The organism is Rhodococcus sp. W8901 (assembly GCF_013348805.1).
Lineage (GTDB): Bacteria > Actinomycetota > Actinomycetes > Mycobacteriales > Mycobacteriaceae > Prescottella.
The window spans coordinates 3535397-3558704 of sequence record NZ_CP054690.1; the positions used below are offsets into that span (position 1 = coordinate 3535397).

A 23308-nucleotide genomic window follows, 5' to 3' on the forward strand; every position below is an offset into this window, starting at 1 on the left:
GCGACATACGACGTCAGCCCGGTAGCTTGGCCGCCAGGATGTCGACCTTGCTGATGTGGGGGTGCCCGACGAAGAGTTCGTCGGCCCGCGCCATGAGCGCCGCGGCGACCTTGCCCGCGAGATGGGCCTGGCGGCCGGCGTCGTCGGGGAAGGCGTCGAAGATGCCGAAGGTGGCGGGCCCGAACTGGAGGGCGAACCACGCGACGGTGTCGGGTTCCTCCTGCACGAGCGCCAGGGCACTCTCGAGGAACTGTGCCGCCTCGTTTTCCTTGCCGCGTTTCGCCTCGACGCGGACCAGCAGTGCGGCGGTGACCATCGGATACCTCCAGCGGTCGTACGGAACGAACCACTCCTCACTGTTCTCGCATGCTCCGACCGCGTCAACGACGACGGGAGGCCACGCGCCGCGCGGCCTCCCGTACGTGTGGATCGATCAGTCGATCTCGGCGAACCGCGGAATCAGGTGCTCGGACACGTGCTTCGCCTCGTCGATCAGCGGCCAGCCCGCGAGGATCAGGCCGATCAGCCCGGTGCGCTCACGCAAGGTCCGGACGTGGCCGGTGATCTCGTCAGGCGCGCCCACGTAGTACACAGCGGACGACCCGGTCGCGAAGATGTCCAGCGGTGACCACGCGGTGATACCCGCGTACAGGCCGTCGCCGAGGTACAGGTCGTCGGGTTCGGGGATCTTGCCGGCGACGATGGTGTCGACCCAGCCCTGCCGCTGGGCGTCCCGCGCGATGAAAGTGCGCAGGTCCTGTTCGCCGCCCGTGCGCCTGCGCACCGCCTTGTCCAGGATGTCGCTGATCTGGTCGATGCCGGCCTTCTCGAACAGCGATCGGAAGCGCTCGATCGCCTCGTCTCGGCTCGGCTCGGCTCGGGCGGACGATGACACCGGACAGCGCGCCGAAGTCGGTGAACTCGCGACCGGCCGCGGCCGCCGCCTTGCGGGCACCGTCGAACTTGTCCTCGATGAACGACGTCTCGCGCAGCATCGCGAGGTACGCATCGAGCACCTTGCCCGAGTTCTCCAGTCCCGCAGGCGAATCACCGGTGCCCCACAGCGGCACCTCGCGGTCGGCGAGCGGGTCGATGCGCAGCGGCGTGTTCGGGAAGTTCGACTCGGTGCCCTCCCGGTAGTACCGACGGAAGTCCGCCCAGTACTGCTCCCCCAACTCGTAACGCCGGTCGTGTTCGACGTTCATGTCGTACTTGGTGAGGATGTTGTCGCGACCGTTGACCGAGTTGATCATCAACCGACCGCCGCTGAACGCGTCGAAGGTGAGCGCCTTCTCGGCGAGCAGCCGGGCCGGGATCATGTTCGCGTACACCGCGACGAGGAACTTCATCCGCGAGGTGTGCGAGGCCGCCCACGTCGCCGACACGAACGGATCGTTGGGCCACGTCGCGACGAGTGCGCCGTCGAAACCACCGTCGTCGATGGTCTTCGCGAGTTCGATCTGACGCTGCCCGTCGACCGGGAACAGCCCGCCCGGCGTCCACGGATAGTCACCGTCTGCCTGCGTGAGGTACCAGAAAGTCTTGACGCTCATCGGTTTCCAGCCTCCACGGCGAGTACGGTCGGGTCGATCGTCTCGATGCGGGCGCGCCCGGCGAGGGTTGCGGCATCGACGGTGTACAGGGCGTCGAGGTACGCGACGGCGAACGAGCCGGGACCCGACGACGTCTCCTGCGCGATCTCGGACGCGACCGCGACGTGGGCATGCGCGGCAGCGAGCCCGATCAGCGGTGTCGGTGCAACCGCCAGGTAGGCCGCCACGAGTCCGCCGAGCGAGCACCCGGTGGAGGTCACCCGCGGCAGCATGTCGCTGCCACCACCGATGCGGACACCGACCACGTTGCCGTCGACGTCACGTCCGACGAGGTGGTCCACCGGACCGGACGCCGAGACCGCGTCGGCATGGGCGAGCAGCGCGACGGCAGCGGGAACCGCGGTAGCCGGGTCGTCGGAGCTGTCGACACCCCGGGTGTCGCCACCGAAGCCGGCCAGCGCGATGATCTCGGACGCGTTGCCGCGGATGGCGGTCGGCCGATGCTTCAGCAGGTCGACGGCCAGTCCACTGCGCCACGGCAGCCCGCCGACGCCGTGGGCGTTGCTGGCGCCGGCCGCGAGCACGACGTTGGTGAGGAAGTTCGCGGACACGATGTTGGTGAGCGAGTGGACGAGGGGCACCTGGGCGCGCAACGCGTCCAGGGCATCGGCGAGGCGGCCGCCGGTGACAGCTTCGGTCATGAAAAGACCTTGGGGAGGGCGTGATTCGGGCGAACGCGGATCAGGACCTACGACATCGGGTCACTGATCACCGCCGGGAAGGGTCACGAGTGGCGGCGCCGGATCCGCAGTCCACTCCTCGAGGGAGCCGTCGTAGATCTTGATGTCGTCGTACCCGGCCAGCACCAGGCCGAGCGCCGACAGGCACGCGGAGATACCGCCGCCGCAGTACACGACCACCGGGTCGACGGCGCCGGCCAGCGCGCCGGATGCGAGGGCACGCACCTCTTCCACGTCACGCATCCGGCCGGTCTCGTCGAGCAGGCTCTTCGCCGACAGGTTCCGGCTTCCGGGGATGTGGCCGCGACGCGAGTAGCGGGTCTTCTCGGCGCCGGAGAACTGACCCGGGGCCAGCGCGCAGACCAGCGTGCCGGGCGCCGTGCCGTCGCTGATCGCGGCCACGTCGTCTCGGTCCACCCACCGCGGCAGGTACTCGACGTCCGAGGTGGCGTCGACCGGCAGAAGCGCCGGGACCTCGTCGCCGGACTCGACGGGCAGGCCCGACGCACGCCACCGGGCGAGTCCGCCGTCGAGGACGCGGGCGTGGATGCCGACGCTGCGCAGCAGCCACCAGAACCGCGATGCCCACGTCATCGACCCCTGGTCGTAGACGACGACGTCGGAGTCCCACGAGATGCCCAGCTGCGCAAGCTCTTCCGCAAGCTGCCTCACCGGCGGCCGGCTGAAGTGCAACTCCTTGGCGGTGTCGGAGAAACTGGTGAGCAGGTCGATGTGCCGCGACCCCGGCACGTGGGCGTCACGCCACAGTCCGGCACCGGACTCCGGACGGTAGTCACCGTCGAATCTGGCCGGCGCGAGTTGGAGCGTCACGTCGAGAACGACGGGCCGGACCGCACCCCCGAGCTCGGAGGCGAGTTCCTCCGTCTGAACCAGGGGCCACTCAGCGCTACGCAACTTCCACATCCTTCGACGACGACGTACACGAACGTAAATGACGACTTGCGTATACGCAAGTATTCAGACGTCGTCGGTGGCATAATCATCGGGTCCGGAAAGAGACACGACAGATGGGGCATCGATGACGCACGGGGACGAACTGACGGATCTTGGCCCGCTCACACCCGGCGACGCCTCCGGCCGCTCCGATCAGACGTCCAAGCAGTACCTACGCCTGCGCGCAGACATCCTCGACGGCAAGTTTCCGCAGGGCGCGGCACTGCACGAGACGCAACTCGTCGAGTCCTACGGCGCCTCCCGCACCCCCATCCGGGAGGCGCTCAACTGGCTCGCCCACGACGGGCTGCTCGAACGCGCCGCGCGCGGGTTCCGGGTCCGCTCCGGAACGCCCGAGGATGTGATCGAGATCTACGCCGCACGGGTCGCACTCGAGTCCGAGGCGGCCGGCGCCGCCGCCCTGCGACACACGGACCTCGACATGGCGAGACTGGAACGACTGCACGATTCCTGCTGCCACGCCGCCGACGACGTGCAGGTACGGAGCGGAAACTTCCGGTTCCACGAGGCACTGTGGCAGGCAGCCCACAACACGACAATCACGTCGCTGCTGATCCGCCTCACGACCCAGTTGCGGATCTACGACAGCGGCCCGCCGTCGAACTACGGCGAGCCCGACCTCCTCAACACCGAGCACAACCTCATCCTCGAGGCGATCCGAGCCCGCGACGAGCGGGCGGCCCGCGAACACATGCGGACGCACCTCGAGCGCAGCCGCGAGCAGCGGATCCGCCTGTTCGCGAACGGCTGAGAACCGCTGTGTCAGCCTGCTGACGCCGAAAACGCCGCGGAGCCGCATACGGCGGGAGTCTCCCGCCGTATGCAGCTCCGACGCTTCAGAAGGGGTGGTGCTGGGTCAGGACTGCGGCGACCGCTCGGCGGCGTCGCGTGCGGCGATGTAGCCGAACACGAGACCCTGCCCGATCGTTGCCCCCGCCCCGGGGTAGGTGTGGCCGAACGCGTTGGCCGCGGTGTTGCCGATGGCATACAGGCCCTCGACCGGGCTGCCGTCCTCGCGCACGACGCGCGCCCGCTCGTCGGCCTGGACACCGCCGCACGTGCCGAGATCGCTGAGCGTCATCTTCACCGCGTAGAGCGATCCGCCCGTCAGCGCCCGCAGGTTGGGGTTCGGCTGCTGGGTGGGGTCGCCGTAGTAGCGGTCGTAGGCGCTCTGGCCCCGCCGGAACTCGCTGTCGGTTCCGGTTGCCGCGTCCTCGTTGAACTTTCGGAACGTCTCCGCGAACGCCTGCTCGGGAAGGCCGACCTTGCGGGCCAGTTCGGCCGCATCGGACGCCTGGTGGGCGATGCCGGCCTTGTACCACGACTCCGGAAGCGGCTGACGCGGGAACAGTCCGGCCGCGAAAATGTAGCTGTTGCGGTACTTCTGGTCGAACACGATCCACATCGACTCCACCGGGTCACCGGCGCGCTCGCGCTCGAGAACCTTCTGCCCGTAGGACATGTAGTCGATGGACTCGTTGATGAACCGGCGACCGGTCTGATCGACGATGAACGACCCGGGCAGCGAACGCTCGGCGAGCATCACGGTCGGCGGGCGACCGGGCAGGGCCGCCACGGCGGGGAACCACCACGCCTGATCCATCAGACCGGTGGTGGCACCGACCTCCTGCGCGAGCCGGATCGCGTCACCGGTATTACCTTCCGCACCGAGGCTCTCGTGATCACCGAGCTGCTCGGACTGGTACTTGTGCCGCATCGCCATGTCGTGGTCGAACCCGCCGGCCGCGAGCACCACGCCCCGGCGCGCGGTGACGGTGACCTCGCGGCCGCCCTGCGCGACGACGGCGCCCGTGACCCGATCGCCCTCCGTGACCAGACGCACCAGCTCGGTCTCGGTCCAGACGGGAATGCCCGCGCGCACCACGCCTGCGAACAGACCCGCAGCCAACGCCTGTCCACCGGCCATGTACTCGCGGCGCAGCGCGAGGCCACCGACTCCCTGGGCGAGACGCTTGACGACACGCGGGATGCCCTTGGTGGGCACCCGCGCCATGAGGTTCATCCACTTGTAGTCGGCGCCGGTGGTGGGCATCGGCATAGGCGCTTCCATCAGGCCCGGGCGCAGACGCGGCCGCTCCGCCCCGAGGACCGAGGCGTCGAACGGGCGGCACTCACAGGTGCGACCGATCGCCGATCCGCCCGGCAGCTCGGGGTGGTAATCCGAGTAGCCCTCGGCCCAGAAGAACTTCATCGGCGTCGTGCGCTGCAGCAATTCGACCGTGGCAGAAGAATTCTCGACGAAGGCGGTGCCGCGTTCGGCGGGCGCTGTGCCGCCGACGACGGAACGCACGTAGGTTTCCGCCCGCTCGCGAGAGTCTCCGGCGCCCGCTTCACGCAGGATCGGGTTGTCGGGCAGCCAGAAGGCACCGCCCGAGCGGGCCGTCGATCCGCCCACGTACTTCGTCTTCTCGACGATGAGCGTGGACAGCCCCAACTCGTTCGCGGTCAGGGCGGCGGCCATGCCGGTGCCGGCCCCGACGACGAGTAGGTCGACGGTGATGTCGCGTGCGGGGGTAGGGGTCGGTGCGGGACGGGTGGTCATAGTGCTCCTTCGCCTAGTTCTGGTGTGGAGGCTAGGAAGGTCCGCCGCGCACCGAAACCTGCAATCCCATCCGCTGGGATGTCGCGGCGGTCCGGGTTCCGGCGGGGACCCTCCCACGCAGCGGGACAGCTCCTGACATGTGATCTTCCCCACTCCAGAATGGGTGGGCGGAGTGTCGGCCACAGGCTCGGTCGGCCCCCCCGGCCGTGGTCCACATCCGTTGCCCCGTCGCGTCGGTTCGCCGACCGCCACTCGACCGAAGGAACACCACCGTGCGATTCACCTACGCAGAGGCCATGACCGACCCCGCCTTCTACGTGCCGCTGGCGCAGGCCGCCGAACGCGTCGGCTTCGACTCCATGACAGTTGCGGACAGCATCTGCTACCCGGAAGATTCGGATTCGGTCTACCCGTATACGCCCGACGGGAACCGCGAGTTCCTCGAGAACAAGCCGTTCGTGGAGGCGATGATCCTCGCCATGGCCCTGGGCGCGGCGACGAGCACGCTGCGGTTCACGACCTTCGTGCTCAAGCTCCCCATCCGCCCACCGGTGCTCGTCGCCAAGCAGGCCGCCTCGGTGGCATACATGACGAACAACCGGCTGCGGCTCGGCGTCGGGGTGAGCCCGTGGCCCGAGGACTTCCAGGTGATGGGGGTGCCGTGGGAGCGACGCGGCAAGCGCACGGACGAGGCGATCGACATCGTGCGGGGACTCACCGGCGGCGGCTACTTCGAGTACCACGGTGAGATCTACGACGTGCCGTCGATCAAGCTCAATCCGGTTCCCACCCAACCCGTCCCGATCCTGATCGGTGGGCACAGCGACGCAGCACTGCGCCGGGCCGTGGTGCGCGGGGACGGCTGGACGCACGCCGGCGGCGACCCCGCCGAACTCGATCGGATGCTGGAGAAGCTGCAGAAGATCCGCGTCGCGGAGGGCAAGGCGGAGACACCGTTCGAAATCCACGTCGCCTCGGCGGACGCCTTCACCGTGGACGGAGTCCGACGACTCGAGGACAAGGGCGTCACCGACGTAATCGTGGGCTTCCGCAACTCCTACGAGGTCGCGCCCGACGCCGAGCCGCTGGATCGGAAGATCGCGAACCTGGAGCGCTACGCGGAATCGGTGATCGCCAGGATGTCCTGACCACGGCGGGCATCGCGGGCCGTGGAGGCCGGCTCGCGATGCCCGTGCACGGCCACTACCGAACCCCGGCCACCCGACTAGGTAACCGGTCCACCGCCCGCAACGTCGTGTCAACCAGGTCGCGATCTCGATGGCGTCGAAAGGCATGCTGGGCACGATGTTCCCGCAGTTCCTCGACACCCCGGTGGTCGCGGGCAACGACTTCGTCCCGAACGTCGAGCACATCCTGAGCCTGAACCCGGACGTCGTGATCCAGTGGGGCGACAAGGGTGACGACATCGTCGCGCCGCTGCGCAACGCCGGCCTGAAGGTGATCCTGCTCGAGTAAGGCACGCAGGAGGACCTCGAAGCCTGGATCACGATCTTCGGCAAACTGCTCGGCAAGAAGTCCGAGGTGGACGCGGTTCTCGCCAAGATAGCCGGCGACCGCGCGATGGTCGAGAAGACCGCCGCGTCCCACGCCTCGGCCGCCCCGCGCGCGATGTACCTCTACAACGCGCCCGAGATCAAGGTCGGTGCCGACAACAGCTACATGGACTTCTGGATCAAGCTGGCCGGCGGCAAGAACGTCGCATCGGGCGCGGGCAGCGGATCGAGTTTCGCCGTCACCCGCGAACAGGTTCTGGGTTGGGACCCGGAGGTGCTGATCCTCGGCAACTTCGAGCCCACCACCCCGGCCGACGTCTACGCCGACCCCAAGTGGGCCTCGCTGTCCGCGGTGAAGAACAAGCGCGTCTACAAGGCCCCGATCGGCGGCTTCTCGTGGGATCCGCCGTCCAACGAGGCCAACCTGATGTGGCTGTGGGTCAACTCGGTCTTCTTCCCCGACGTCGACCACGAACTGCGCGAGCGCATCCGGGAGACGTACCGCACGCTGTACGCGTACGACGTGACCGACGCCGACATCGACCGGATCCTGATCAACGAGGCGGTCACGCTCCCCCGCACGTGGACGGATGCCGAGGCGAACGTCGTTCTCGGCGTGCGGCTTCCGCGCGTGTTGCTCGGCATGCTCGTCGGTGGCGGTCTCGCGCTCGGCGGCGCCGCGCTGCAGGCCGCGTTCCGGAACCCGTTGGTGAGCCCGCAGATCCTCGGCGTCTCGTCCGGTGCGTCGTTCGGTGGCGTGTTGGCAGTCATGCTCGGCCTCGGCTCGACGTTCCTCGTCGGCGGCGCGTTCCTGTTCGGCCTCGTGGCCCTCGGCATGGTGCTGCTGATCGGGCGCAGCCGGTCCGGCGGCGCGATCCTGATGATCGTCCTCGGCGGCGTGGTAACGAGCGCGTTCTTCTCGGCGCTGGTCTCGTTCATCACGTACATCGCCGACCCGTATTCGACGCTGCCGTCGATCGTGTTCTGGCTCATGGGGTCTCTCGCGACTGCCGACATGGCGAAGGTCGCGGTCGCGGCCGTGCCGATCCTGCTGGGCGCCGCGCTGATCCTGCGGTGGCGGATCAACATCCTCTCCCTCGGCGACGACGACGCCGCCTCGCTCGGGGTGAACCCGGGACAGCTGCGCGCGGTGCTGCTGATGATGGTCGCACTCATGACAGCCGGCGCCGTCGCGGTGTCCGGCGTGATCGGCTGGGTGGGCCTGGTGGTTCCGCACATCGCCCGACTGTGGGTGGGCCCCGATCACCGGATCTCGATGCCGACGACGTTCGTTCTCGGCGCCGCCTATCTGACGATCATCGACACGCTCTCGCGCACCGTCACTTCCGGGGAGATCCCGCTCGGCATCCTGACCGCGATCATCGGTGCGCCGGTGTTCGTTCTGCTGCTTCAGAATTCGCGTAGACAGGCCTTCATCGATGCTTGAGGTTCATGGCGGCCTCGAAATGCGGGACGGCGGTTTCCACTATCCCCGCCGCGACTGGGTGTTCCGCCACGCGAACCTGCGGGTCGAGGGCGGCATCACCTCCATCCTGGGCCCCAACGGCCAAGGCAAGACGACGCTGCTGCGCTGCATCGCCGGGCTGACGCCGCTGCGCGAAGGGCACGTCGAGCGCGACAATGCGATCGGGTACGTCCCGCAGGCGAGCCTGTCGAGCTTCGCTTACTCGGCGCTGGCGTCGGACGCCACGTTCATGATCCTCGACGAGCCTGTCTCGGCGCTGGACCTGCGCAATCAGGCCCGGGTGCTGGAACTGCTGCGCGACCTCGCGGCCGACGGCATGGGAATCCTCCTCACGACGCACCATCCGGACCATGCCCTTCACCTGGGCGGCAATGCCATCGTGATGCGAGCACCCGAGGACATCCGGCTGGGCCCTGTCACCGAACTGGTCACCGACGGCATGCTCACCGAGCTGTACGGCATCGAGGTGGTCAGTGCCACCGTCGACGACCGCGGCGCCCCGCGCACCGTTCTCTACACCCGCTACGACAATTTCACGGCCGGGGAACCGGCCACACTTGGGAAAGTACCTCGATGACACTCGATTCGGCTGCGCCGCAGTCCCTTTCACCCGTCCTGCATCTGGTGATGGGTTCGAACACCGGCATGTCGGGCGGCACCACCGCCGCCCGGCTGGTCCGGCCGGTCGACCTCTACGACCTCGACACCTTGGACCTCGCCGGCGTGCACGGTCTCCTGATCAACGGCAACTGCGACCAGATATTCCTCGAGCGGCGCCGCGGCGTGCTCACCGACTTCGTCACCGCCGGTGGCCGCATCGCGATCATGGGCCACCCGCTCACCGACTTCCTGCCCGGCCTCGGCCAGTGGCGCAAGCTGCAGTACTCGGGCCCCAAGGATCTGGCGATCACCGCCGGCGACCCGCACCCCGTGTGGGACGGCGTCGATCCCGCCGACGTCAGCTTCCGGCGGGGCGTCTCCGGCTTCTACGGCCGCGGCTACAGCCAGAAGCTGCCCCACGGCGCCGTGGTCACCAACCGCATCGGCCGGCACGCGCTGCCCGTCGACTACGTCTACCCACTCGGAACGGGCCAGGTGCTGGTCCACGGCGGCATCGATCTCGCTGTCTACCAGGAGGATCCGAACACCTCCGCGCGCATCTTCCCGCAGCTGCTGACGTGGCTCGGCCAGCAGGAGGCACAGGCATGACCACCATCGAACCGTTCGCCCGCACCGACCGCGCACCCCGCTCGCGCCGCCGGCTCGCACTCGTGCACGGCGGATCCCACTTCCACCTGCAGACGCTGAAGGATCCGGCGGTGATCGCGCACCAGCCCGAGTTCCTGTATCTCGCGGGTCTGACCGACGGCGACCTCGACGCGTTCGACACCGTCATCCTTGCCGACCGTCTGCACCCCGAACTGCTTCGCAGGCACACCGCGCAGATCCTCGCGGTCGCGCAGCGTGGCGGCACGCTCGTGGTGCTGGGTGAGAACGCCGCGCACACGTGGTTGCCCGGCATGTCGTGGACGGCGCGGCCCACCAACTTCTGGTGGTGGCTCGAGGGCGAGGATCCGTTGATCCGCACCCGTAGCCCCGAACACGAGGCGTGGGAATACCTTTCGACCAAATCGGCGATCTGGCACCACCACGGCCTGCTGCACACCGACGCCGACGTCGTGCCGCTGCTGGTGTCGGAGGAGCCCGACGAGAACGGCGACCTCCACGACGCCGGGATGATGCTGTTCGAGGACACCGTCACCACGCCGGGCCGGATCATCGCGACCACACTCGACCCGACGTACCACCACGGCAACAACTTCATGCCGGGGTCCACGCGCTTCCTCTACGCGCTGCTGCGCTGGCTGGACAACACCGGGTCCTGGTCAGGAAGTGTGCATCAGCCCACCGATCCCAGTGGCAGGCCGAGTCCCGCGAGCGATCCGAGCGACCCGGTACCGGGGCCCTCCGAGATCGGACAGTGGATCGCGACCGTGCGGTGACCGCCTGCCGCGATGGCGGTGTAGACCCGACCTTCCGGCGGTGCGGGAAGGTCCAACTGGCCCTTGTCGTTCTGGCCGACCGCCACGATTTGCCCCGTCGAGGTCAGCGCCACCGAGTGGTAGGTGCCCGCCGAGATCGCCGTGTAGGTCACTCCCGACGGGAAGGCGAACTGCGAACTTCCGCTGGAACCCCATCCGACGACCTGTCCGCCGGAGGTCAGGTCTACACCGACATCGCGGTCGGCGGTGGACACTCGCTGCTCCTGCGATCCGACGGCAGGATCGTCGCGATCGGGCGCGGCGACAACTACCTGCAGACCATCGTCCCGGCGTTGCCGGAAGGCGTGACCGTCACCGCCGCCGTCGCCGGAATGAACCACTCGGTGGCACTACGTTCCGACGGTCAGGTCCTCGCGTTCGGCAAGAGCACGGAGGGACAGTTGCTGTTCCCGCCGGCACCGGAGGGCACCCGGTAGCTGTCCGTGGCCGCGGGTGAGGACTTCTCCCTCGCGGTCCGAACCCTCGCCCCCGGCGGCGAGGGCCCCGGGGAGCCCGGAACCGGTTCGCTGGGAAGTCTTTTCGGCAACTGAGCCCGCGCCCGGGTGAAGGGACCCCTCGAGCGCTGACAGGCGCCGAGGGGTCCCTTCAGCCGTCACGCCGGTGTGTCAGTCGACGTCGTAGACCTCGGTGGCCGACGCCGCGAGCAACCGATCGGTCATCTCGTGCTCGAGCACGACCAGGCGCGCCTCGTCCGTACCGGCCACCCGTGACGGCCCGCGTGACCATCTCGAACGCGTCCCGAACACCCGGCCCCCGTGCGCGGTGGCGATCTCGACCTCGCGGCGCTCAGCCGGCCCCTCGGGATCGAGCAGCGGCAGCGCCCGCTCGAGCACCTTGAAGGCGTGCGCGACGCCGCCCGGTGCGTTCGGGCCGTGGTACTTTATCAGGTCGTCGAACGAGACGGTGATCGGCGTGCCCAGCTCGGCCACCTCCAGTCGAGCCACGGCCGCCACTACTCGCCTCCGAACACGCGCTGCACCACGGCCTTTGCCCGGCGGGTGACGCGGAGGTAGTTGTCGAGGAACTCGTTCGCGTCGCCGCCCGGCCAGCCGGCGACCTGCGCGACCGCCGCGAGGATCTTGCCCGGCCCGGGGAGCTGGTCGGTCGGCTTGCCGCGCACCAGCACCAGCGCGTTGCGCGCCTTGGTCGCGGTGAGCCACGCATCGCGCAGCAGCTCGATGTCGGTCTCGCTCAACAGCTCCGCCCCGCCGATCGCATCGAGCGTCTCGAGGGTCGACGTGTTGTGCAGTGACGGGATCTCGTGGGCGTGCCGCAACTGGATCAGCTGCACCGTCCATTCGATGTCGGCGAGACCGCCGCGGCCGAGCTTGGTGTGCGTGGCCGGGTCGGCACCGCGTGGAAGTCGCTCGGAGTCGACGCGGGCCTTGATCCGACGGATCTCGCGCACCGCTTGCTCGGAGACGCCGCCCTCCGGGTAGCGGGTCTTGTCGATCATGTGCAGGAATCGCAGACCCAGATCGGCGTCACCCGCGACGGCGTGGGCCCGCAGCAGCGCCTGGACCTCCCACGCCTGGGCCCACTGCGCGTAGTACGCCTCGTACGACGTCAGGGTCCGCACCAGCGGTCCGCTGCGCCCCTCCGGCCGCAGTCCGATGTCCACCTCGAGCGGCGGATCGGTGCTGGGCGCGCCGAGCAGGGTCCGGACGCGGTCACCGACGATGTTGGCCCACTTGACCGCCCGGGTCTCGTCGACTCCCTCGCGGGGCTCGCACACGAACAGCACATCGGCGTCCGAGCCGTAGCCGAGCTCTCCGCCGCCGAGCCGACCCATGCCGATCACGGCGAACTTCGCGGGCGCGGGCGCACCGGTCTCGGCCTCGCTCGACCGGATGACGGCGGCGAGAGAGGCATTGAGCACCGCCGCCCACACCGACGACAACGCCCGACACACCTGCGGGACGTCGAGCATGCCGAGGATGTCGGCGCTCGCGATCCGCGCCAGTTCGTAGCGGCGCAGCGATCGCGCCGCCCCGACCGCGCGGGCGGGGTCGACGTACCGCGAGGACGACGACAGGATGCCCCGCGCGACGTCCTCGGGTCGGGGGTCGAGCAGGCGCGGACCGGAGGGACCGTCCGCGAACAGCCGGATCACGTCGGGCGCCTTGATCAGCAGGTCCGGGATGTAGGCGGACGAGCCGAGCACCGTCATCAGTCGCTGGGCCACCGACGCCTCGTCGCGCAGCAGACGCAGGAACCACGTCGCGTCCACGAGCGCGTCGGACAGGCGCCGGTAGGCCAACAGGCCCGCATCGGGATCCGGGGTGTCGCTGAGCCATTCGAGCAGAGTCGGCAACAGCAGCGCCTGGATGCGCCCCTTGCGGGAGGCTCCGCCGGTGAGTGCGGTGAGGTGACCGAGCGCGTTCTCCGGCGCCGAGTAGCCGAGGGCCGACAGCTGTCGCACCGCGGCGTCGGGGCTCAGCCGCAGGGCCTCCTTGTCGATCCGGGCGACCGACTCGAGCAGCGGCCGGTAGAACAGCTTGGCGTGCAGCCGCCGCACCCGGTGCGAGTTGCGCTTGATCTCGGCGTTCAGCACGCCGAGCGCGTCGTTGCGGCCGTCCGGCCGCATGTGCGCGGCGCGGGCGAGCCAGCGCAGCGCCTCCTCGTCCTCCGGCGGCGGAAGGGTGTGCGTGCGCTTGAGCTTCTGCAACTGCAGCCGGTGCTCGAGCAGTCGCAGGAACTCGTACGAGGCGGTCAGGTTCGCGGCGTCGTCGCGTCCGACGTAGCCGCCGGCCGCGAGCGCGGTCAGGGCGTCGACGGTGCTCTTGACCCGTAGCGACGCGTCGGCGCGGCCGTGCACGAGTTGCAGGAGCTGGACGGCGAACTCGACGTCGCGGAGGCTGCCACGGCCCAGCTTGAGCTCCCGCTCGCGCAACTCCGGCGGCACCGATTCCTCCACCCGGCGGCGCATCGCCTGCACCTCGGGCACGAAGTCCTCACGCTCGGCCGCCGTCCACACCATGGGGCCCAGCGCGTCGGTGTACTGCCGGCCCAGGTCGAGGTCGCCGGTCATGGGCCGGGCCTTGAGCAGCGCCTGGAACTCCCACGTCTTGGCCCACCGCTTGTAGTAGGCGATGTGCGAGTCGAGCGTGCGGACCAGCTCGCCACGCTTGCCCTCCGGCCGCAGCGCCGCGTCCACCTCGAAGAAGGCCGACGATCCGATGCGCATCATCTCGCCGGCGATGCGGCTCGACACCGCGTTGGACGGCTCCGCCACGAACACGACGTCGACGTCGCTGACGTAGTTCAGTTCGCGCGCACCGCACTTGCCCATCGCGATCACCGCGATCCGGACGGGACACGGCTCGTCCGGGCACACCGCGGCCACGGCCACCGACAGCGCGGCCGTCAGTGCCGCGTCCGCCATGTCCGAGAGCTGATGTCCCACAGTCTGATACGGGACCACCGGCTCGTTCTCCACCGTCGCGGCCAGGTCGGCCGCGGCCAGGACCATCATCTGGTCGCGGTAACAATCCCGCAGGGCCGCAACCGCTTCCGGCCCGGTGACGGCAGCGCGATAGAACATCGAGGACGCGTTGGGGCCGGTCTCGGGCACCGCGCCGACACACGCCAGCAGGCGCCGGGTCAGCTCGTCCTTCGACGGCAGCGTCATGTCACCGGCGAGCAGCTTCCACGACATCGGGTGCGCGACGAGGTGATCGCCGAACGCACTGGACGCGCCGATCAGCCCCAGAAGCCTCCCGCGCAGACCCTTGTCGGTGCGCAGCGCCGCGTCGAGCTCGGCCCAACCGTCACCCAGGCTCTCCTGCAGCCGTACCAGCGTCCGCAACGCCAGGTCCGCGTTCGCGGCCCGCGACAGCGACCACAGCAACTCCACCCCGTCGAGGTTGGACCAGCCCAGCACCTTCAGCTCTTCCGGAGCGGTCGGCTCGACCAGGCCCAGCCGACCCGCACCGGGCACCGCCGAACGGGCGTACGGAGGCTTCACCGGATCACCCCGACCCAGACGTCGTCACGATCGGAACGTGGACTGACCGGACAGGGCACGCGTGTCACCTCTTCGGGGATCGTACGGTTCGGGTGGGCCGTTCTACAGGCCCAGGTACGCCTTCAATTCGAACGGCGTCACCTGGCTGCGGTAGTCCTCCCACTCCCGGCGCTTGTTGCGGAGGAAGAAGTCGAAGACGTGCTCGCCCAGCGCCTCCGCCACGAGTTCGGACTTCTCCATCTCGAGCAGTGCTTCCTGGAGGCTCCCCGGCAGCGACTTGTAGCCCATCGCCCGTCGCTCGGCGTTGGTCAGCGACCACACGTCGTCCTCGGCCTCGGCGGGCAGTTCGTAGCCCTTCTCGATGCCCCGCAGACCGGCCGCGAGCAGCACCGCGAACGCCAGGTAGGGGTTGCACGCGGAGTCGGGGCTGCGGATCTCGACGCGACGCGAGGACGCCTTGTTGGGCGTGTACATCGGGACACGGATCAGCGCGGACCGGTTCGACGGCCCCCACGTGGCCGCGGTGGGCGCCTCGCCGCCGTGCACCAGACGCTTGTAGGAGTTGACCCACTGGTTGGTGACGGCACTGATCTCGTTGGCGTGCTCGAGGATGCCGGCGATGAACGCCTTACCGGTCGCCGACAACTGCATCGGATCGTCCGGGTTGTGGAACGCGTTGGTGTCGCCCTCGAACAGGCTCATGTGCGTGTGCATCGCCGAGCCGGCCTGATCGCCGAACGGCTTGGGCATGAACGACGCCCGGACGCCCTCGTCGATCGCGACCTCCTTGACGACGTAGCGGAACGTCATCACGTTGTCGGCCATCGACAGCGCGTCGGCGTAGCGCAGGTCGATCTCCTGCTGGCCGGGTGCGGCCTCGTGGTGGCTGAACTCCACCGAGATGCCCATCGACTCGAGCGCGTCGATCGCGTGGCGCCGGAAGTTCGGCGCGCGATCGTGCACGGCCTGGTCGAAGTAGCCGCCGCTGTCGGCCGGTACCGGCGGGGTGCCGTCGATCGGCCCGTTCTCCAACAGGAAGAACTCGATCTCGGGGTGCACGTAGCACGAGAAGCCGAGGTCGCTGGCCTTGCTCAGCTGACGCCGCAGCACGTGCCGCGGGTCGGCCCAGGACGGCGTGCCGTCGGGCATCGCGATGTCGCAGAACATGCGTGCCGAGTGCTGAGCGCCGTCCTTGTGCGCCCATGGCAGGATCTGGAACGTCGACGCGTCCGGCTTGGCGACGGTGTCGGCCTCCGAGACGCGGGAGAAGCCCTCGATCGCCGAGCCGTCGAATCCGATGCCTTCCTCGAAGGCACCCTCCAGCTCCGCGGGGGCGATCGCCACCGATTTGAGGTACCCGAGCACGTCGGTGAACCACAACCGCACGAACCGAATATCGCGCTCTTCGAGGGTGCGAAGCACGAACTCCTTTTGGCGATCCATGTCCGCGAGACTAAGCAAACCGCGTTAAATCTGTGTTACATCGTGAAATCGGTCTCGTCCGGCCAGCTCAACACGTCAGGTCCGGATCGGGAACGGTGCGATCGACGAAGTACGCGGAGACCGGATCGTCGACGCAGGCGACGCCGTCGAACACCGCGGTGTGCTGGGTCCCGCGGTACGTGATCAGCGCACCGCCGAGCTGCTTCGCCAGATTCACCCCCGCCTGGTAGGGCGTCGCCGGGTCCTCGGTGGTCGAGACCACGACCACCGTCGGCAGGCCCTGGAGTGCCGCCGCATCGATCGTGTGCGGCGCGCCGGTGTTCGGCACCGGCCAGAACGCGCACGCATCGAGCGGGGCGTTGCCGGTGCCGCGACCGTCGTCGAGGAACGGCGCCGCCTGCCGGTACCGCGTGTCCGCCTCCCCCTCGATCGCGCGGTCGGTCACCGGCGGATCGTCGACGCAACGGACCGCGTTGAAGGCGTCCTCGAGGTTCGAGTAGCTGCCGTCGTCCAGGCGACCCTCGTACATGTCGGCGAGCAGCAGCAGCTCGTCGCCGCGCCCCGCGGAGAGTTCCTTCAGCCCGGCGCGCAACGGCCGCCACAGGCTCGGTGAGTACAGCGCCTGCTGCACGCCGGTGATCGCGTCGCCGTAGCTCAGCCCTCGTGGATCCGTCGTCGCAGCAGGGCGGTCCACCAGCGGGTCGACCAGCGCCCGGAACCGGGCGTCGACCCGGCTGGGGTCGGATCCCAGCGGGCAGTCCGCCGACCGCGCGCAGTCGACGGCGAAACCGTCGAACGCCTGCTGGAAGCCCGCGCCCTGCAACACCACTTCCTCGACCGGATCCTGCTCGGGGTCGAGCGCCCCGTCGAGCACCATCGCGCGCACGTTGCCGGGGAAGGTCTCGGCGTACGCCGTGCCGATCCGGGTGCCGTACGAGAAGCCGAGATAGTTCAGCTGCGGATCACCGAGCACCGAGCGGATGACGTCCATGTCGCGGACCACCTCGCGGGTCCCGACGTGCGCCAGCAGCGGCACACCGGACCGTTCGGCACAGCGCGCCGCGTAGGTGCGGTTCTTGTCCTCGGTCCGCGCGATGCCCGCCGGACTCATGTCGACATTCGGCTCGCGCCGCTCGGCGTCGGTTTCCTGCGGGGTCTGGCACCGGACCTGCGGAGTGGACGCACCGACGCCCCGCGGATCGAACCCGATGACATCGAAACGCTCGGCCACGTCGGTGCCGTCCGCGACCGACGCCGTGCTCAGCCCCGACGCCCCCGGACCACCCGGATTGACCAGCAGCGAGCCCACGCGCGCGCCCGTCGCGGCCGACCGCGAGATCGCGATCTGCGCGGTATCCCCGCCCGGGTTGTCGTAGTCGAGGGGCACGGTGACCTTCGCGCACTCGAGGGTCGGGCTCAGCTCGCCGCCGTCGGTAGCGAAGCCGTCGCACGAGCCCCACCGGATCTGCTGCGTGTAGAACGCTTCGAGACCCGGTGGAACGGTCCCCGCTCCCGCCTCACCCGCCTCGGCCGCCACCGGGGTGCCGGAGACGGTCCCGGACGACGGTTCGGTGGTGCATCCGACGGCCAGCACGGTCACCGCCGCGATCGTGGCGACGAGCAGTGTTCGACGTCCGGTCCGCATACCTCCGATCGTGCCATGCCCCGTCGAACGCCCAGGAAACACAGCATCCGAGGCCCATTCCGGCGGCGCTGCGCGCGTGCCCACGGCACGCCCGCCGATGTGACGAACTGCACTGGAAGCGCACTTCGTGGGCCTCGGTCGCGGTGGCAGACTGAAGGCGTCATCACCCAACCCGGGGACCCGCAGAGGCGGGCCTCGAGGCCAGAAAGGGACAACGATGTCCGAGACCGCTCCGTACGGCTCAACAAGCTCGACTTCTTCCGACGCCCCCAAGCGCAAGACCCGGATCCATCACCTGCAGGCGATGAAGTCCGAGGGCACCCGCTGGGCCGAGCTGACCGCGTACGACTACTCCAGTGCTCGCCTCTTCGAGGAGGCCGGCATCCCCGTCCTGCTCGTCGGCGACTCGGCCGCCAACGTCGTGTACGGCTACGACACCACCGTTCCCGTCACGATCGACGAGATGCTCCCGCTCGTGCGCGGTGTCGTCCGCGGCGCGCCGCACGCCCTCGTCATCGCCGACCTCCCGTTCGGCACGTACGAGGCCTCACCGCAGCAGGCACTCGAGACCGCCTTCCGCTTCATGAAGGAAGGCCAGGCGCACGCCGTCAAGCTCGAGGGCGGCGAGCGGGTGGCCCCGCAGATCGCGGCGCTCACCGCGGCCGGGATCCCGGTCCAGGCGCACATCGGCTTCACCCCGCAGTCCGTCAACAGCCTCGGCGGCTTCCGTGTACAGGGTCGCGGGGACGGCGCCGAGCAGCTCATCGCCGACGCCATCGCGGTGCAGGAGGCCGGCGCCTTCTCCGTCGTGATGGAGATGGTGCCCGCCGAGCTCGCCGGTCAGGTCACCCGCAAGCTCACGATCCCGACCGTCGGCATCGGCGCAGGTCACGAGTGCGACGCCCAGGTGCTCGTGTGGCAGGACATGGCGGGCTTCACCAGTGGGAAGACCGCCAAGTTCGTCAAGCGCTTCGGCGAGGTCGGCGGCGCCCTGCGCGACGCGGCCGCGGCGTACGCGGCCGAGGTCGGTGCCGGCACGTTCCCCGGCCCCGAACACAGCTTCTGACGTCACCGCGTTTCGGTTCCGAGATCGGGGACCCCGGTCGAGAAATCGGACGGGGTCCCCGATCTTTGGCACACTCGACATTCCGGGCTCACCGTGAGCCGGCCCCGACAGAAAGCTCAGGTGCACCATGCTCGAACGCCGCGGACGTCTCGCCGCCACCGTCGCCGCGACCGCTGCAGTGGCCGCGCTGATCGGCGGGTGCAGCAGCACCGAGTCCCCGACGCCGGAACAGAGCGCGCACACCGCGGAGTCGACCTCGCCCTCGAAGACGCCGCCGGCGACCACCGGGAACTCCGGGAACTCCGGCGCGGGCGGCGGTGCCGTCGCCGGCGTGACGGCGGAGCAGGCGGCACAGCTGTGCTCGGACATCGACGAGCAGTTGCAGAGCTGGCGCACCTACACCCCGACCATCGGGAAGGGTGGGCTCAACACGGTCGTCGTCACCTGGGCCACCTCCAACGGGATGAACCTGATCGAGCTCGCGGGTGACCGCGATCGGATCGACGCGATCACCACCGCGCAGTGCCCGCAGGTGCGGGACGGGGCGCTCTATGCGCTCGAACTGCCCACTCTCGCGGCCGGGTTGATCGGATTCTGATCGAGGTGCGCACCCTGTACCCCGAGATCGTCCCGCACGAAACCGGTTTCCTGGCTGCCGGCGACGACCAGCACGTGTACTGGGAGGTCAGCGGGAACCCGGACGGCAAACCGGTGGTGTTCCTCCACGGCGGACCCGGCGGGGGCACCGACCCGGCACACCGACGGTTCTTCGATCCCGACGCCTATCGCATCGTGCTGTTCGATCAGCGGGGCTGCGGCCGCTCCACTCCGCACGTCGCCGAGGGGGCGGACCTGACGGTGAACACCACCGACCACCTCCTCGCCGACATCGAGTTGTTGCGTGGGCATCTCGGCGTCGAGCGCTGGCAGGTGTTCGGCGGATCCTGGGGTTCGACACTCGCACTCGCCTACGCCCAGCGGTTCCCGCAGCGCGTCACCGAGCTGGTGTTGCGCGGCATCTTCCTGCTGCGGCGCAGCGAGATCGACTGGTACTACAACGGCGGGGCCGGGCACATGTTCCCGGAGCGGTGGGCGGAGTTCCTGGCGCCGGTGCCGGTCGCCGAGCGCACCGGCGATCTGGTGGAGGCCTACCACCGGCTGCTGCACGCCGACGACCCGGACACGGCGCTGCGTGCGGCCATCGCATGGTCGAGCTGGGAGGGCGCGACCAGCTCGTTGCTGCCCAAGCCCGAACGGGTCGCCGAGACGTCCGAGCCGCGGTTCGCGTTGGCGTTCGCGAGGATCGAGAACCACTACTTCCGCAACGCGGGCTTCATCGAGGAAGCACAGTTGCTCCGCGACGCCGGGGTCCTGGCATCGATACCCGGGGTGATCGTCCAGGGCCGCTACGACGTGGTGTGCCCCGCGACGAGCGCGTGGGAACTGCACCGGGCGTGGCCGGCGTCGGAACTCCACATCGTCGACGACGCCGGGCACGCGGCCGCCGAGCCCGGGATCACCCACCACCTGGTGGAGGCGACGGACCGCTTCCGCGGCTGACGGTTTCGGTCCTCGACTGGACCTGTGTGCACTGGTAGACCTGAACTGTGGCAGGACGGAAGCAGGGATCCGGCAGTACCGTCACCGACGTGATCGTCCCCGCGGCACGGGGCCACTACGAGCGGTTGGTCTCGCTCGCCGCCGACGTGCGGGACGACGCCGACGACTCCGTGCACCAGATGCGGGTTTCCGCGCGCCGCCTGCGCAGTCTGCTGGGCACCTACCGTGACGCCTTTCCCCCGGACGCGACGGTCACCGCCCGCTCCGAACTACGGTGGCTCGGATCGGTTCTCGGCAAGGCCCGCGACGCAGAGGTGCTCGCGGCCCGGTTCTGCGAACTGATCGACGCCCAGCCCGCCGATCTGGTGGTCGGCTCCGTCCACCAGCGACTGGTCGGGACACAGGAGGATCTGTACCGGGCCGCTCACGCGGACGCGGTCGACGAGTTCGCCCGGCCGCGCTACGCGGCGCTGTGCGCGCTGCTCGAGGAGGTCACCTCCGGGCGCGAGGCGGCGCCGGTGGATCTGACGCTGCGCAGCGGCCTCGACAAGGCGTACCGACAGCTCCGCAAGGCCGCGAAGAAGGTTCGCGCGCTGCGGCACGAGGACGGCGCGGATCTCGGGCCCGCCCTGCACCGGGTCCGCAAGCGCGCCAAGAAGCTGCGCTATGCCGCCGAGGCGGTCTCGGCAGCGGAGCCGTCGGCCGCGGATCTCGGGTCGGCGGCCAAGGCCCTGCAGTCGATGCTCGGCGACCACCAGGACGGCGTCCTCGCGCGAGACTGGATCATCGACGCCGTCGCGCAGGCGCGCATCGACGACGAGGACACCTTCACCTACGGACTGCTGTACGCCGCCGAGGAAGCACGTGCGGCCCGGACCACGAGCGAACTTCCACGGCTCGTCAAGGCCATCAAGAAGGCGCACCGCACGCTCGACCTCCGAACGTGACCTAGGCGGGGAACGCGAACTGGACCGAGCGCCCCGCGACGTCGGCGCCCACCAGGCGCACCTTCACCTCGTCGCCCTCGGCCGGGTCGCCCGCGCACTTCGCAATGACCGACACCGCCGGCACGAACACCTCCGCACCCCTCTTGTCCCCCGCCGCGCGCAGCACGGTCGCGTCGAACACCTCGCCGACCCGGCCGGCCAACAGGGTCGCCTCGGTGAGGTCCACGCACGCCCGGTCGATCTTGCCCGCACGGGAGTCCGACGCCCTCATCAGCGCGGGCAGGGTGGGCAACGCCTCCCGCACCCATTCGGGTACGGGCTCCCCCGCCGACACCGCGAGGCACACCTCTGTCGTGAACCGGTCCGACAGACGACGCAGCGGCGCGGTGACGTGCGCGTAGGGTCCGCCGATCCCGGAATGGGCCACCACCGCGGGAAGCTCACCGTCGAAGGCCACGTAGTCGGCGCCCCGCATCAGGGAGGTCGCCTCCGTCATCATCACCAGTGACGCCGCCGCGTTCGGATCGAGCCCGGCGAGCACCTCACCCACCCGGGTGCCGTCCGCCCAGGCGACGCCGAGCGCACTTGCGGTGCGCCGCAGCGACTCCACCGCGCGCGTCGCGGGCGGCGGCATCGTCCGCAGCAGCCCGACACCCGCGTCGAGCATCAGCCGCGCCGCGCACATCCCGGTCAACAACGACACCTCGGCATTCCAGTCGTCGGCCTCGGTGCGCGGCTCCATCTCGACCCGCCAGCCGTTGCCGTGGCGCACCACTCGCTGTTCGGGCAGTCGCAGTTCGATCGCGCCACGCTCGGTCGCCGCGACCGCCCGCAGCCTGCCGAACGCGGGCAGTGCCGCGATCGACGGATGCAGGGTCCCGGACGCGGAATGCGCCTGCACGGTGGCGTAGTCGAAGCGGGCGACCGACCGCACCAACGCACGGGTGACGGCCACCCGGACCGGCTCGGCGTGCTCGTCCAGGTCCATCCGCCACAGCACCGCGGGGCGCACGACGTCGGGCAGCAGGCTCGCCGCGTCCTCCGACAGATCCCGCGGATGCAGCGGCACCGAACCGTCGGGGAGATAGAAGGTCTGGCCGCGGTCACGCGTCTCGCGGTCCAGTGCACCACCCGGCAGCACCACCGCGGCCACATCGGCGATCGCGTAGTGCAGCACGAAGCCGTCGCCGTTGCGCTCGAGGTGCAGCGCCTGGTCGAGATCCATGGACCCCGGCGGGTCGATCGTCACGAACGCGAGATCGGTCCGGTCCTCCCGCTCCCCGGCGCGCGCGTCCACGGCGGCGGCCACCTCCGCGAGCACGGCCTCCGAGAATCCTTCCCGGAGCGCGAATTCGGCTCGCACCGCGTCGAAATCGACGCCGCGCGCGATGACCCGGGCCATCCCGACCGGCCGCGGGCTACCGTTCAGTCGTTCCACTCGGCGTCGGCGTCGTCGGCCGCCTTGTTGCGTTCGGCCGCGATCTGCAACGCGCGTTCGGCGCTCTCCCGGTCGGGATACGGTCCCATCCGGTCGAAGACGTTGCTCGCCTTGCCCTGGGTGACCGAGCCGTCGGAGGGGCTGAAATACCACTGCTGGTCGTCGTCGCTCATGTCCTCAGTGTGCCTCGGACGCGGCGTCGTCACCATCGCAACGCGAGGGAAGGGGCATAGGTCTGTGACATCGCCGCTCAGGCTGCTAATCTCTGCGCGTACCGCGCTTTCTCGTCGACGCACCGCGTCACCGAACCATCGACGCGCTGCGTCAAAGATCGGAGCCCCGCATGTC

Annotated in this window: 23 protein-coding genes and 3 pseudogenes; 13 read left to right on the plus strand and 13 right to left on the minus strand. The window is 69.5% G+C overall.

Annotated elements, in window-relative coordinates; all coding sequences use genetic code 11:
* Window positions 1-13: 13 nt before the first annotated feature.
* The 5 genes from HUN07_RS16520 to HUN07_RS16540 all read right to left on the minus strand — a co-directional run bounded on the left by HUN07_RS16520 (window position 14) and on the right by HUN07_RS16540 (window position 3217).
* Entirely contained in the window at window positions 14-316 is a 303-nt protein-coding gene (locus tag HUN07_RS16520) for a putative quinol monooxygenase (RefSeq protein WP_114719231.1), read from the minus strand.
* Between the two features lie 117 nt (window positions 317-433).
* Entirely contained in the window at window positions 434-583 is a 150-nt protein-coding gene (locus HUN07_RS16525) for a hypothetical protein (protein ID WP_174911114.1), read from the minus strand.
* Complete coding sequence (locus HUN07_RS16530) at window positions 570-1553, minus strand: LLM class flavin-dependent oxidoreductase (protein WP_174911117.1); 984 nt, start codon at window positions 1551-1553, stop codon at window positions 570-572. The genes HUN07_RS16525 and HUN07_RS16530 overlap by 14 nt, the downstream gene beginning before the upstream one ends.
* On the minus strand, window positions 1550-2254 hold the full coding sequence (locus tag HUN07_RS16535) for a hydroxyethylthiazole kinase (RefSeq protein WP_174911120.1): 705 nt from the start codon (window positions 2252-2254) through the stop codon (window positions 1550-1552). The genes HUN07_RS16530 and HUN07_RS16535 overlap by 4 nt, the downstream gene beginning before the upstream one ends.
* Window positions 2255-2314: 60 nt before the next feature.
* The gene (locus tag HUN07_RS16540) at window positions 2315-3217 is read right to left on the minus strand and encodes a sulfurtransferase (protein WP_174911123.1); all 903 of its coding nucleotides are present in this window, start codon (window positions 3215-3217) and stop codon (window positions 2315-2317) included.
* A 115-nt stretch (window positions 3218-3332) separates the two neighbouring features.
* Between HUN07_RS16540 and HUN07_RS16545 the strand changes: the two genes are divergently transcribed.
* Complete coding sequence (locus HUN07_RS16545) at window positions 3333-4019, plus strand: GntR family transcriptional regulator (protein WP_114719227.1); 687 nt, start codon at window positions 3333-3335, stop codon at window positions 4017-4019.
* A gap of 105 nt (window positions 4020-4124) precedes the next feature.
* Here the strand turns inward: HUN07_RS16545 and HUN07_RS16550 are convergent, their stop codons facing one another.
* Window positions 4125-5831 carry a 3-ketosteroid-delta-1-dehydrogenase gene (locus tag HUN07_RS16550; RefSeq protein WP_174911126.1) on the minus strand — a complete coding sequence of 569 codons (1707 nt, stop codon included), beginning with the start codon at window positions 5829-5831 and terminating at the stop codon, window positions 4125-4127.
* 272 nt (window positions 5832-6103) lie between these two features.
* Between HUN07_RS16550 and HUN07_RS16555 the strand changes: the two genes are divergently transcribed.
* The 7 genes and pseudogenes from HUN07_RS16555 to HUN07_RS16580 all read left to right on the plus strand — a co-directional run.
* Window positions 6104-6979, plus strand: coding sequence for a TIGR03619 family F420-dependent LLM class oxidoreductase (locus HUN07_RS16555; protein WP_174911128.1), 876 nt, complete (start codon window positions 6104-6106; stop codon window positions 6977-6979).
* Between the two features lie 130 nt (window positions 6980-7109).
* A complete protein-coding gene (locus HUN07_RS27060; protein WP_254622561.1) occupies window positions 7110-7307 on the plus strand; it encodes a hypothetical protein in 198 nt (65 codons plus the stop codon).
* A 66-nt stretch (window positions 7308-7373) separates the two neighbouring features.
* Window positions 7374-7664 (plus strand): annotated as a pseudogene (locus HUN07_RS27065) (ABC transporter substrate-binding protein); the annotation flags it as partial.
* 222 nt (window positions 7665-7886) lie between these two features.
* Window positions 7887-8792: pseudogene (locus HUN07_RS16565) on the plus strand (FecCD family ABC transporter permease); the annotation flags it as partial.
* Complete coding sequence (locus tag HUN07_RS16570; RefSeq protein ID WP_174911130.1) at window positions 8785-9408, plus strand: AAA family ATPase; 624 nt, start codon at window positions 8785-8787, stop codon at window positions 9406-9408. The pseudogene HUN07_RS16565 and the gene HUN07_RS16570, both read left to right, overlap by 8 nt.
* The gene (locus HUN07_RS16575) at window positions 9405-10040 is read left to right on the plus strand and encodes a hypothetical protein (protein ID WP_174911132.1); all 636 of its coding nucleotides are present in this window, start codon (window positions 9405-9407) and stop codon (window positions 10038-10040) included. Before HUN07_RS16570 ends, HUN07_RS16575 begins: the two co-directional genes overlap by 4 nt.
* Window positions 10037-10714: pseudogene (locus HUN07_RS16580) on the plus strand (hypothetical protein); the annotation flags it as partial. The gene HUN07_RS16575 and the pseudogene HUN07_RS16580, both read left to right, overlap by 4 nt.
* Before the next feature lie 17 nt (window positions 10715-10731).
* Here the strand turns inward: HUN07_RS16580 and HUN07_RS27500 are convergent.
* A complete protein-coding gene (locus HUN07_RS27500) occupies window positions 10732-10986 on the minus strand; it encodes an RCC1 domain-containing protein (RefSeq protein WP_368077019.1) in 255 nt (84 codons plus the stop codon).
* Between HUN07_RS27500 and HUN07_RS27070 the strand changes: the two genes are divergently transcribed.
* Window positions 10951-11310, plus strand: a complete 360-nt coding sequence (locus HUN07_RS27070) for a hypothetical protein (RefSeq protein WP_254622563.1) — start codon at window positions 10951-10953, stop codon at window positions 11308-11310. The two genes, HUN07_RS27500 and HUN07_RS27070, sit on opposite strands and share 36 nt — an antisense overlap.
* A 189-nt stretch (window positions 11311-11499) precedes the next feature.
* Here the strand turns inward: HUN07_RS27070 and HUN07_RS16595 are convergent, their stop codons facing one another.
* The 4 genes from HUN07_RS16595 to HUN07_RS16610 form a co-directional block, all read right to left on the minus strand.
* Window positions 11500-11838: a hypothetical protein gene (locus tag HUN07_RS16595; protein ID WP_254622564.1), complete on the minus strand. Its 339-nt coding sequence runs from the start codon at window positions 11836-11838 to the stop codon at window positions 11500-11502.
* A gap of 8 nt (window positions 11839-11846) precedes the next feature.
* Complete coding sequence (locus HUN07_RS16600) at window positions 11847-14861, minus strand: bifunctional [glutamine synthetase] adenylyltransferase/[glutamine synthetase]-adenylyl-L-tyrosine phosphorylase (RefSeq protein WP_114719222.1); 3015 nt, start codon at window positions 14859-14861, stop codon at window positions 11847-11849.
* A gap of 102 nt (window positions 14862-14963) precedes the next feature.
* On the minus strand, window positions 14964-16304 hold the full coding sequence (locus HUN07_RS16605; protein ID WP_114719221.1) for a glutamine synthetase family protein: 1341 nt from the start codon (window positions 16302-16304) through the stop codon (window positions 14964-14966).
* A 67-nt stretch (window positions 16305-16371) separates the two neighbouring features.
* On the minus strand, window positions 16372-17949 hold the full coding sequence (locus HUN07_RS16610) for an alpha/beta hydrolase (protein ID WP_174911138.1): 1578 nt from the start codon (window positions 17947-17949) through the stop codon (window positions 16372-16374).
* Window positions 17950-18166: 217 nt separating this feature from the next.
* On the opposite strand from HUN07_RS16610, the gene panB reads away from it, so the two are divergent.
* The 4 genes from panB (at window position 18167) to HUN07_RS16630 (ending at window position 21522) form a co-directional block, all read left to right on the plus strand.
* Window positions 18167-19015, plus strand: coding sequence for a 3-methyl-2-oxobutanoate hydroxymethyltransferase (gene panB / locus HUN07_RS16615; RefSeq protein WP_114719219.1), 849 nt, complete (start codon window positions 18167-18169; stop codon window positions 19013-19015).
* A 127-nt stretch (window positions 19016-19142) separates the two neighbouring features.
* Window positions 19143-19613 carry a hypothetical protein gene (locus HUN07_RS16620; RefSeq protein WP_114719218.1) on the plus strand — a complete coding sequence of 157 codons (471 nt, stop codon included), beginning with the start codon at window positions 19143-19145 and terminating at the stop codon, window positions 19611-19613.
* Window positions 19610-20575, plus strand: coding sequence for a prolyl aminopeptidase (pip, locus tag HUN07_RS16625; protein ID WP_174914812.1), 966 nt, complete (start codon window positions 19610-19612; stop codon window positions 20573-20575). Before HUN07_RS16620 ends, pip begins: the two co-directional genes overlap by 4 nt.
* 47 nt (window positions 20576-20622) lie before the next feature.
* Window positions 20623-21522, plus strand: a complete 900-nt coding sequence (locus HUN07_RS16630) for a CHAD domain-containing protein (protein ID WP_174911141.1) — start codon at window positions 20623-20625, stop codon at window positions 21520-21522.
* A 1-nt stretch (window position 21523) separates the two neighbouring features.
* Here HUN07_RS16630 and HUN07_RS16635 read toward each other — a convergent pair whose 3' ends face one another.
* Window positions 21524-22924 (minus strand): RNB domain-containing ribonuclease, encoded by a 1401-nt coding sequence (locus HUN07_RS16635; RefSeq protein ID WP_114719215.1) that lies wholly within the window; start codon window positions 22922-22924, stop codon window positions 21524-21526.
* Window positions 22925-22947: 23 nt separating this feature from the next.
* Window positions 22948-23133, minus strand: a complete 186-nt coding sequence (locus HUN07_RS16640) for a hypothetical protein (protein ID WP_114719214.1) — start codon at window positions 23131-23133, stop codon at window positions 22948-22950.
* Between the last annotated feature and the right edge of the window lie 175 nt (window positions 23134-23308).